This window comes from Treponema bryantii, assembly GCF_900113965.1.
Classification (GTDB): domain Bacteria; phylum Spirochaetota; class Spirochaetia; order Treponematales; family Treponemataceae; genus Treponema_D; species Treponema_D bryantii_A.
On sequence record NZ_FORI01000011.1, the window covers coordinates 97077 to 106269 of the forward strand.

A 9193-nucleotide genomic window follows, 5' to 3' on the forward strand; every position below is an offset into this window, starting at 1 on the left:
CTTATGACTCATTTACAAGTTTGCCTGTCATGTGTTCAATTTCCAGCTCAAGGCACTGAACACGGGGCAGGGCGTTTTTGAGTTCTTTTTCAAGATAGGCCTGATCGTCTGTAAACTTCTGAACCAGCTTTGTGCAGATCTCGCGGGCCAGTTCCGGATCTGTCACAAGGCGGATTTTTCCGAAGACGATTACACTGTTAATGTTCAGTGCCCATTCGCCTTCCTTTCGGTAGCCTGAATCATAAACGCAGAAACTTGCCTTGTCATAATTTTTGATGGCATCAATTTTGTGGCCTTCCTTTGCGCCATGAAAATAAATCTTGTTGTCTTCTTCGCTATAGAAGTGGGAGAGTGGAAGTCCATAAGGATATCCGTCATCACCGAGGAGTGAAAGAACTCCGCGTTTTTCGTTTTTCAAAATCTCTTTGCATTCAGCGTCTGTAATCTGCTGCTTGAATCTTCTCATTGGTCTAAACATATAATCACCTTTTACTTTCTATTAATAAAATACAATCCCACAAGGCATATTGCAACACCCAGGACTTTACTCCAGCTGATTACTTCATGATAGCCGATAAGTCCAACAAAAATCAAAATGACTGCCAGCGCCGAAAAGAGCGTTGCCACAGTCATAAGTTGATTATAGCGGAAAATGTCTGAAAAGTGTCAAAAAAAGCTTAAAGGTAAAGACCTTATTTTTGCACCTCTAATTGAAGAAGTTGATCTGGATGTAGCAAAATCCTATATCACGAAACTTACTAATTTCTATAATGATGGTATTTTATATTGTTAGCTATTGCTAATAATATAAAAAAATGTTATTTTATCATAACAAGTTAGGTATTACTAACTTGTAAGGATGGAATAACCCTTATGGGAACTATATTCACAACGGTATTTCTTCTTGTAATTATTATATTTGCAGTAAAAAGTGTAATTCATAGAATTCGTCATGGCTCAGCTTGTTGTGGTGAGCGCGATGCTCCTGAAAAGAAAATCCAACCAGCAGACAAAAATAAATCACATTATCCATATAAATATATTCTCACAGTAGATGGTATGCATTGTTCAAACTGTACTCGTCGTGTAGAAAATACTCTGAATTCAATTGAAGGTCTTTGGGCAACTGCCAGTCTCGAAAAGAAGTCTGTTACGGTTCTTTCAAAAACTGAACTCGAGGCAGCTGATTTAGAAAACGAAGTACGAGAAGCCGGCTACACAGTTCTGGCTGTTACATCAAATTAGTTATTTATTGAATTAGGAGAAATAAATGAAAAAACTCAATGAGTTAAAGAAGGAACAGAGTGCTGTTGTCGCTTCGATAAACGGTGATACACGTTTTGTAAGTAGAATTACATCCATCGGAATTACTCCGGGCTGTAAAATTGCAATCATAAAAAACGAAAAGCATCGTCCACTGCTTGTTTATTCACGTGACACAATGATTGCTTTAAACCGCAGTGAATGTGAAAACATTTTCGTGCAGGAAGCCGGAGGTGCAGCATGACAAATAAAAACGAAACAGTAATCGCATTGCTTGGTCAGCCGAACTCAGGTAAGTCAACTTTGTTTAATGCTCTTACCGGTCTCAAACAGCACGTAGGAAACTGGCCTGGAAAAACAGTAGAGAAGAAAGAAGGAAACTTTGAATACAAGGGAGAGAAATATCTGGTAGCCGACCTTCCAGGAACCTATAGTCTTTCAGCAAACTCAGATGAGGAAATTATTACTCGTGATTATATTGCCGGCGGTAAGGCAGATGTTGTATGTATTCTTGCCGACAGCTCTCAGCTTCAGCGAAGTCTTTACATGCTCGCAGATTATGCCGGAATCAAGGTTCCAACCTTCCTGCTTTTGAATATGAGTGATGTTGCGGCTGAACAGGGCAAGCAGATTGACATTAATGCAATTTCGAAAAAACTTGGTATCCCGGTGGTTCTTTTCTCCGCTCAGGATAAAAAGAATTATGATGGATTTTATACAGCCCTTGAAACTGCAATCAGCAAAAAAACAATCCTTGAATCATCAGCTATTGAAGCAAAATACGAAAATATTGAGGCTTATAAAAACATAAAGCCTCTGGTTCCGGAAAATGTAATTCCTGGATACTCCTCAGTCTGGCTGGCTGCCAAGGTTGTAGAAGGAGACTTGCCGGTCACAGCGAAAATTAAAATGGCATTGGAGGGAAATAAACGTAAGGAGTTTGATGAAGCGGTAGCTAAAAATCTTCTTGCGTCAAAAGAGACAAACAAAGGTGTACTTCTTACAGGAGAAGCAAAGTTTGCCTGGATAGACGAGCTTCTCGAGGGGGCGATGGCATCAAAAACACAGACTCGAAAACTTGGAAAATTTGACCGCATGATTACTCACCGCGTCTGGGGAAAGCCGGTTGTTATTCTCACAGTTTTGTTCGGACTTATTGCTTCCTTTATTCCAGCCCTTCCATTTATGGGAATAGGTTCTGCAATAGGTGCGTTAATTAATCCGGTTTCGAATGCCCTTAATTCAATAAATTGTCCAGGCTTTATAATCGCAATAATTTGTGATGTTGTAATCAATTCTCTCAGCTTTATTTTAAAAATGCTCGGCTTTGTGTTCGGGGTTACTCTTGTATTCGGTCTGCTTGAAGAAGTTGGTGTTATGGCACGTATCTCATACGTTTTCGACAACACAATGGCTAAGCTCGGTCTTCAGGGAAAATCAGTTATGCCTTTCCTTGTAAGCTTTGGTTGTACAATGGGTGGTGCGGCAGGTGCCCGTGTAATCGATAACTGGGGACAGAAGGTTCTTACAATCGCGCTTGCGTGGGCTGTTCCTTGTGGTGCTGCCTGGGCTGTTGTTCCAATGCTTTCAACTGTATGGTTTGGTGGAGCCGCTCCTTTAATCATCGTTGCAATACTCGCCGTGATGATTCTCCATATGTGGATTACTTCAAAAATTTTTGGTCGTAAGCTTGTCAAAAAAGAAGATCGCTGCGGAATGATTATGGAGCTTCCTCCATACCATAAACCAAAGTGGGGCGCACTTTTCCGTTACGTACTTGGCCGTACAAAGGATACATTCTTCCGTGTTCTTAAAGTCATTCTTCTTGTATCTTTTGTATTCTGGCTGCTCACCTTTACAAATTCCGGTTCTATGGATAACTCAATTCTTTACAAAATTGGTCAGTTTATTGAACCTGTTACAAAGATTTTTGGACTTGGCTGGAAAACCTTTATGGCCTTCATTGTTTCTTCTCTCGGTAAGGAAGGTGCAATTGGTGTTCTCAGTTCAATCTTTACAGATCATAATATGCTTACCGTAGGCTCTGTAGTCGGCGGAGCACGTGCCGCAAATATCAATGAGCTCCTTGTTGCTAACGTTGCAAAGCCTGAGGCACTTGCATTCATCTTTGCAATTACCTTTAACATGCCTTGTATCGTTGCTCTTGCTGCAACTTACCAGGAAACTCACTCTGCTAAGTGGACTGCAATTATTGCCTTGTACTATACAGTTGGTGCTCTTCTGATTGCGTGTGTTGCTTATCATATCGGATTGCTGATCTGGTAACAGGAACATGGAAGAACTATTAAATCTGCTCCGCGACGGACATTCCCGTTCAATCGAAATGCTCGCCGCAGAGCTTAATACAAGTACCGACGATATCAATCGCAAAATCGAGTTTCTCGAGCGTGCCGGTCTGATTCGTCGTGTATTAAATATCAAAAATGACTGCTCACATGGCTGCAACGGGGGTCACTGCCCGGGTTGCAAGGCACATAGTGGTAAGTCCGGCTCTTTCACCTGCAAAGGCTGTCTCCCCGAAGGAGGCTTCAAAAACATGGGAGAAATGTGGGAAGTAATTTAAACCATGGTCATAGGGGTTTTGAAGTCCTCTTCAGAAATTGCCCGTGTACGATTAAGAATTAGTCATGCTTGCAAGGAATACCCATCATGTGCATCATTCCGTAGCGGGTAAACTCTTCGATATTTTCGATGTATTGAAAAGCTGCCTTCTTTGTCATTTTGTGGGTTATGATTTCTACAAAGGCATTTATGATTGTTGATGCAATAAAGTGAACTGTCATCTTGTCGATTTTTTTTGTAGAAATCTGATTCTTATACATCCAGTTGAAGGTCTGCTCGCAGTTTTTTGTATAGAGCTCGCAGATTTCTTCCTGAAAATGTTCATGTGTACTTCCAGATGCTTTTGTAAGAAGCAGGGTAAAGGTGTCAAAATTATCAAAAATATAGTTCAAAAGTGCATTTGTCTCTTCTGCTTCTTTTTCAAAATGTTCCTGAGAAACAAGATTATCTACATCCATGTGATGGGAAGAATCAGCCATCATCACAGTATTAGTTGTAAATGTAATAGCCTCGTCTACAAGCGCGCAGAAAAGAGCATCCTTATCTTTAAAATGACGGTACATTGCGCCAGTGGTAAGACCAGCGTTTGATGCAATTGTGCGCAGTGAGGCGTTCATAAAACCTTTTTCCAGGAATTCTGCCATTGCGCTTTCGAGGATTTTCTTTTTTGTTTCAATTGCGGATTCGCTCACAATGACCCAATTTTAGAATGAAATAATGAGATTTGTCAAGAAAAAGATAACGATGTTATCAAAAATGCTTGACATGGTAACACTGTTATCATTATTATCTGTTAACGATAACGGTGTTATCAAAATAGTTAGTATTTACTAACGAGATAGAGGAGATTTTATGCAGGTTAAGAAAATAAACGACTGGTTTGAAAAGTTCGGTCGTTTTGAAGTAAAGCACAGATGGGGCTTCCTTATTGGTTTATTGATTTTAACAATAGTTTGCAGTCTTGGACTTCCACGTCTTAAGCTCGATAACGGCGAAGAAGACTGGTTTGATGACTGGGAAACAACTAAAGTAAACCAGGATCACTTTGAAAGTATTTTTGGTTCAACAGACAGTCTTCTGGCTCACATCAAGGCAAAAGACGTTTTTGATCCTGAAGTTTTGCAGATGATAGACGAGCTTGGTGACGAGCTTTTGAATAATGTTCCTTATGCGGGAAGTATTACTTCTTTGATGGAACTATCTCTTCCAATTGGAACAGAAGATGGCTTTGAAGTAACAAGCCCTTTTGAAGACGGCGTTCCTTCTAACCCAGCAGAGCTTGCAGAAAAGAAAGCTTTTATTATGAGCCGTGAATCAATCGTCAACAACCTTGTCAGCGATGACTGTACAGAAACCTGGCTTATCGTAAATCTTGAACAGTATTCAGAAAATCTTGACCAGGCAATGGCAAAAATTGCTCCTCCTGCCATGGCAATTTTTAATGACCCTAAATATAAGTCAGATAAATGGGAAATCCGCCCGGCTGGACTTTCTTATACTGAATACGAAGAAGAAAAAGCAATTGTCTGGCAGTGTATAAGCCGAATTGCTTTAGGCTTTATCGTAATGCTTATCTTCCTGATTGTTTTTATCTGCTCTTTGCGTGGTGTTGTGGTTCCTTCAATCGCAACTCTCGGAGCCCTTTGTACAACTCTCGGCGCTTCTGCCTGGCTTAATATCAAAGGAAATAACACAATGATTCTTGTAACTGTATTGCTTTCTATGGCACTTGCAGTTGGTTATGCAGTTCACTACATCAACAGCTTTAAGATGTACTTTAGAAAAACCGGTAAGCGAAAAGAATCAATTGTTATGGGTATCAGAGATTCCGGCTGGGCTCTCTTCTTTACAGTAATCACAACAATGGCAGGTATGCTTTCCTTCCTTTCTGCAAACATCAGACCTATGCGCTGGGTTGGAGGAATTACTGCCGCAGCCGTTTTTGCAGTTTTCGTTTTTGAAATAATTCTTCTTCCATGTCTTTACAGCTTTGGAAAAGACCAGGAGCCTGACCCGGACTTTGTAAAGAACGAAGGCTCAACAAGTTCTGACCTCCGCGTAGAAGCAATGGGAAAATCAATCCTCAATAAAAAGTGGATTACAGTTGTTGTTGGGGTGGCTGTGATTGTGGCCGTTCTTCCAGGCATTTTCAAAATCAAAGTTAATATGAATTATGCAGATATGATGGGCGAGCGAACACCTTACATTCACCGCCTTATGGAAATTACCCGAAGTCAGCTTGGAAGTCAGTACAGCTATGAAGTTCTTGTTGAATATCAGGAAGAAGATGCCCTTAAAAATCCACAGGTTCTTAAGAATATGGATGAAATGGCAGCGCGCATTGGAACTCTAAGTTCTACAAAAGTTTCAAACGGAAAGCCTCGTGTTTCTTCTGTAACAAAAGTTGTAAAGGAGATGAACCGAACTCTCAACGGTGATGATCCTGCCGCTTATGTTATTCCTGATGATCAGGATCTTGTAAGTCAGGAAATGTTCCTATACGAAATCTCTGGTGGAAATGATCTTTACAATTATGTCAGCGAAGATTTTAAGGCCGGCTACCTTCATATTGAACTTTCTGGTTACGATGGAGAAGAAATTGTTCGCAATCTTGAAGATGTAAAAAAATGGTGTGCAGAGCTTTTCCCTGATGCATCAAATGCAGGTGTAGTAGGTGAGGTTGTTCAGTATGCACAGATGAATGGCAAACTTGTTCGTGGTTCAATCCGTTCGATTGGAACTTCGCTGCTGGTAATTCTGCTTCTTTTGATTCTGGCCTTTACATCTTTCCGCACAGGCTTTATCGCAATGATTCCAAACGTTGCTCCAATTGCAATTATCGGTGGAATTATGGGCTATGCCAGTGTAAACCTTGATATGATTACTGCAATGATTATGCCTATGATTCTTGGTATTGCGGTTGATGACACAATCCATTTTACAAATCATATTAAATATCACTTTGAGCTTACAGGAAACTACCGTTCGGCAGTATTGAACTCATACCGTGAAATTGGAAAAACAATGATTATGACAACAATCATTCTCTGTGCAATGTTTGGAATCTTCCTTACAAGCACAATGACTGTTCTCGTAAATATTGGCTGGCTTTCAATTGTAGGTCTTGGCAGTGCCCTCATTGCCGACTACACATTGACACCAGTGCTGTTGTTTATTACTAAGCCTTTTGGCAAGGAGACAAAATAAATGAAAAAACTTATCACTACACTTTCAGTACTTTTAATCGCCGGAGCTCTCTTCGCAGAAACCGGCTACGACATCATGAAAAAGGCGGACGAAGTTCCATCGCCAACAACATCTGCATCCACAGCAACTCTAACAATTCACTCAAAAAAAGGAAGCGATAGAATCCGCGAAGTGATTATGAAGAGCAAGGATTACGGAGATGTAGAAAAGAGCGTTATCGTTTTTACAACACCAAAAGATGTTGCCGGAACAGGCTATCTCACTTTTGATTACGAGGAAGAAGACAAGGATTCCGATAACTGGCTCTATATGCCAGCAATGAAAAAGACCCGTCGCATCGCATCTTCAGGCTCAGAAAGCGAAGGCAGCTTTATGGGAACAGACTTCACCTATCAGGATATGGGAGACCGTAGTCTGAATAAATATGATTACAAATTGCTTGGAGAAGAAGCTGTCGATGGTACACCTTGTTACAAGGTTGAATGCATCAGCAAGGCTCATACAGAAAAAGACCCACGCTATATCAGCTACATCGGTAAGGCAGATTACATCCTCCGCAAGTGTGAGTTTTACGACCGTCAGGATACTCTCCACCGCGTTCTTACCTGCTCAGATTTTATAACAATTAAAGGCTATACAACCGCTCAGAAAATGAAGATGGAAAATGTTCAGTCTGGAACATGGTCTCTCATTGAAAGCAAAAATATTATTTATGATGAAGAAGATATTGATGACTCATTATTTACAGTCGCTGCGCTCGAGAAGGGGAGAATTAGATAATCATGAAAAAAACTTTACTACTCATCTTATTATTAATGATTGTTTTGCCGTTATCAGCTGAAGGTGGAGTAGATTTTTCTGGAGAGATTCAAACTATCTGGGGAGCAAGTGTTTCGGGAACAGATAATAATACATCTGCTGGACGCTTTCTTTTAGGAGAAACTTCCTTTACCGGCACTTTAGATGCTTACTATGATAAAAGTTCAGCCTTTGCTGAAGCAGCTGTGTCATATGATGCAACCTCAAATCAACTGGACTGGAGAGTGAATGAGTTATGGCTTGATTATACTGCAAGTTTCTGGGGGATTCGTATTGGTCGTCAGAAAACTGCATGGGGAAAAGCTGATGGAATAGACATAACAAATGTTATATGTCCAAAAGATATGTCCAGTTTTTCTTCAATGACAAGTGATAATTCAAAGCTTGCAATAGATGCACTGCGTCTTTCTTTTACTGGAAATCAATTTACACTTGATGCTTATTGGATTCCATTTTTTACTCCAAGTAAGCTTCCTCTTGATGAAGGAAATCAGTTGCGGAAATTTATAATACCAGAAAACTCACCATATCCAATGAGTCTTGGAACCATAGAAAAACCAGAAATTGATATATGGAATGGAGAGTATGGTTTAAAAGTTTCCGGATATTTTCCTCTGATGGATGTTTCACTTTACGGTTTTTATGGCTGGGATGATACTCCGGTATTAGATTACAATATTACTGCCCAGGGAATTCAGATAAATGGAAAATACAAACGCCTGTCTATGATTGGAATAGATATGGCAATACCTGTAAAGGAAATTGTAATACGCACGGAAGCTGCTTTCTTTCCTCAAAAATATTTTAGTGTAATTGAACAGCGCAATGAAATATCTGCTCTTGCAGGGGTGGATTGGATGCCATCTAGCTGGACACTTACCGCTCAGTATTTTTGTGATTATGTGTTTGGAAGTTTAGTTCAGCTTGAACGAAGTAAAGCATATACTCATGGAATGACAATAAATGTCTCAAAAACTTTTATAAATGAAACTCTTGAATTAAGTTTAAGCGGACTTTTGAACTTTAATGATTTAGACAGCTTTATCAGTCCTGCAGCAGAATATAGTCTTTCTGATCAGATTAAACTTTCTTGTGGTGCATATATTTTTATACCTGGTTCTGAAAATGACGGAGAATATGGAAAATATAAAGATTTAAGCTCTGCATATATAAAAGCAAAATTTAATTTCTAATAAATAAATATTCAGATGAATACCGGCTCCAACTGAAGTGCACCCCAATTATTGGACACTTTAACTAGGCTGATTTTAAGGACTGATTCCTGAATTGTAAAGGGGTCAGTCCTTTTAATTTAACCTTA

The 9193-nt window shown here is 39.8% G+C and carries 10 protein-coding genes; 7 read left to right on the forward strand and 3 right to left on the reverse strand.

Going from position 1 to position 9193, the window contains the following annotated elements; genetic code table 11:
• Position 1 precedes the first annotated feature (1 nt).
• The gene (locus tag BM161_RS12970) at positions 2-478 is read right to left on the reverse strand and encodes a pyridoxamine 5'-phosphate oxidase family protein (protein WP_074933359.1); all 477 of its coding nucleotides are present in this window, start codon (positions 476-478) and stop codon (positions 2-4) included.
• Positions 479-489: 11 nt separating this feature from the next.
• A complete protein-coding gene (locus BM161_RS14435) occupies positions 490-633 on the reverse strand; it encodes a hypothetical protein (protein ID WP_177206247.1) in 144 nt (47 codons plus the stop codon).
• Positions 634-873: 240 nt separating this feature from the next.
• Between BM161_RS14435 and BM161_RS12975 the strand changes: the two genes are divergently transcribed.
• The 4 genes from BM161_RS12975 to BM161_RS12990 are packed head-to-tail and all read left to right on the forward strand — an operon-like array spanning position 874 to position 3847.
• The gene (locus tag BM161_RS12975; RefSeq protein ID WP_074933361.1) at positions 874-1245 is read left to right on the forward strand and encodes a heavy-metal-associated domain-containing protein; all 372 of its coding nucleotides are present in this window, start codon (positions 874-876) and stop codon (positions 1243-1245) included.
• 25 nt (positions 1246-1270) lie between these two features.
• Positions 1271-1507, forward strand: coding sequence for a FeoA family protein (locus tag BM161_RS12980; protein WP_074933362.1), 237 nt, complete (start codon positions 1271-1273; stop codon positions 1505-1507).
• Entirely contained in the window at positions 1504-3549 is a 2046-nt protein-coding gene (gene feoB / locus BM161_RS12985) for a ferrous iron transport protein B (protein WP_074933364.1), read from the forward strand. The genes BM161_RS12980 and feoB overlap by 4 nt, the downstream gene beginning before the upstream one ends.
• Before the next feature lie 7 nt (positions 3550-3556).
• Positions 3557-3847 (forward strand): Lrp/AsnC family transcriptional regulator, encoded by a 291-nt coding sequence (locus BM161_RS12990; RefSeq protein ID WP_074933366.1) that lies wholly within the window; start codon positions 3557-3559, stop codon positions 3845-3847.
• A gap of 58 nt (positions 3848-3905) precedes the next feature.
• On the opposite strand, the gene BM161_RS12995 is transcribed toward BM161_RS12990, so the two are convergent.
• A complete protein-coding gene (locus tag BM161_RS12995; protein ID WP_074933368.1) occupies positions 3906-4538 on the reverse strand; it encodes a TetR/AcrR family transcriptional regulator in 633 nt (210 codons plus the stop codon).
• Between the two features lie 160 nt (positions 4539-4698).
• Here BM161_RS12995 and BM161_RS13000 point away from each other — a divergent pair, with 160 nt between their 5' ends.
• The 3 genes from BM161_RS13000 to BM161_RS13010 are packed head-to-tail and all read left to right on the forward strand — an operon-like array spanning position 4699 to position 9065.
• The gene (locus BM161_RS13000; RefSeq protein ID WP_074933369.1) at positions 4699-7053 is read left to right on the forward strand and encodes an efflux RND transporter permease subunit; all 2355 of its coding nucleotides are present in this window, start codon (positions 4699-4701) and stop codon (positions 7051-7053) included.
• Positions 7054-7833, forward strand: a complete 780-nt coding sequence (locus BM161_RS13005) for an outer membrane lipoprotein-sorting protein (RefSeq protein ID WP_074933371.1) — start codon at positions 7054-7056, stop codon at positions 7831-7833. It begins immediately after the preceding gene.
• A 2-nt stretch (positions 7834-7835) separates the two neighbouring features.
• Positions 7836-9065 (forward strand): DUF1302 family protein, encoded by a 1230-nt coding sequence (locus tag BM161_RS13010; RefSeq protein ID WP_143090573.1) that lies wholly within the window; start codon positions 7836-7838, stop codon positions 9063-9065.
• Positions 9066-9193: the final 128 nt, after the last annotated feature.

Bases quoted from the DNA above. Each gene is read 5' to 3' on its own strand.
- BM161_RS12990 (WP_074933366.1), top strand. From the start codon at position 3,557: ATGGAAGAACTATTAAATCTGCTCCGCGACGGACATTCCCGTTCAATC.
- BM161_RS12975 (WP_074933361.1), top strand. From the start codon at position 874: ATGGGAACTATATTCACAACGGTATTTCTTCTTGTAATTATTATATTT.
- BM161_RS13005 (WP_074933371.1), top strand. From the start codon at position 7,054: ATGAAAAAACTTATCACTACACTTTCAGTACTTTTAATCGCCGGAGCT.
- BM161_RS12970 (WP_074933359.1), bottom strand. From the start codon at position 478: ATGTTTAGACCAATGAGAAGATTCAAGCAGCAGATTACAGACGCTGAA.
- feoB (WP_074933364.1), top strand. From the start codon at position 1,504: ATGACAAATAAAAACGAAACAGTAATCGCATTGCTTGGTCAGCCGAAC.
- BM161_RS14435 (WP_177206247.1), bottom strand. From the start codon at position 633: ATGACTGTGGCAACGCTCTTTTCGGCGCTGGCAGTCATTTTGATTTTT.
- BM161_RS13010 (WP_143090573.1), top strand. From the start codon at position 7,836: ATGAAAAAAACTTTACTACTCATCTTATTATTAATGATTGTTTTGCCG.
- BM161_RS12980 (WP_074933362.1), top strand. From the start codon at position 1,271: ATGAAAAAACTCAATGAGTTAAAGAAGGAACAGAGTGCTGTTGTCGCT.
- BM161_RS13000 (WP_074933369.1), top strand. From the start codon at position 4,699: ATGCAGGTTAAGAAAATAAACGACTGGTTTGAAAAGTTCGGTCGTTTT.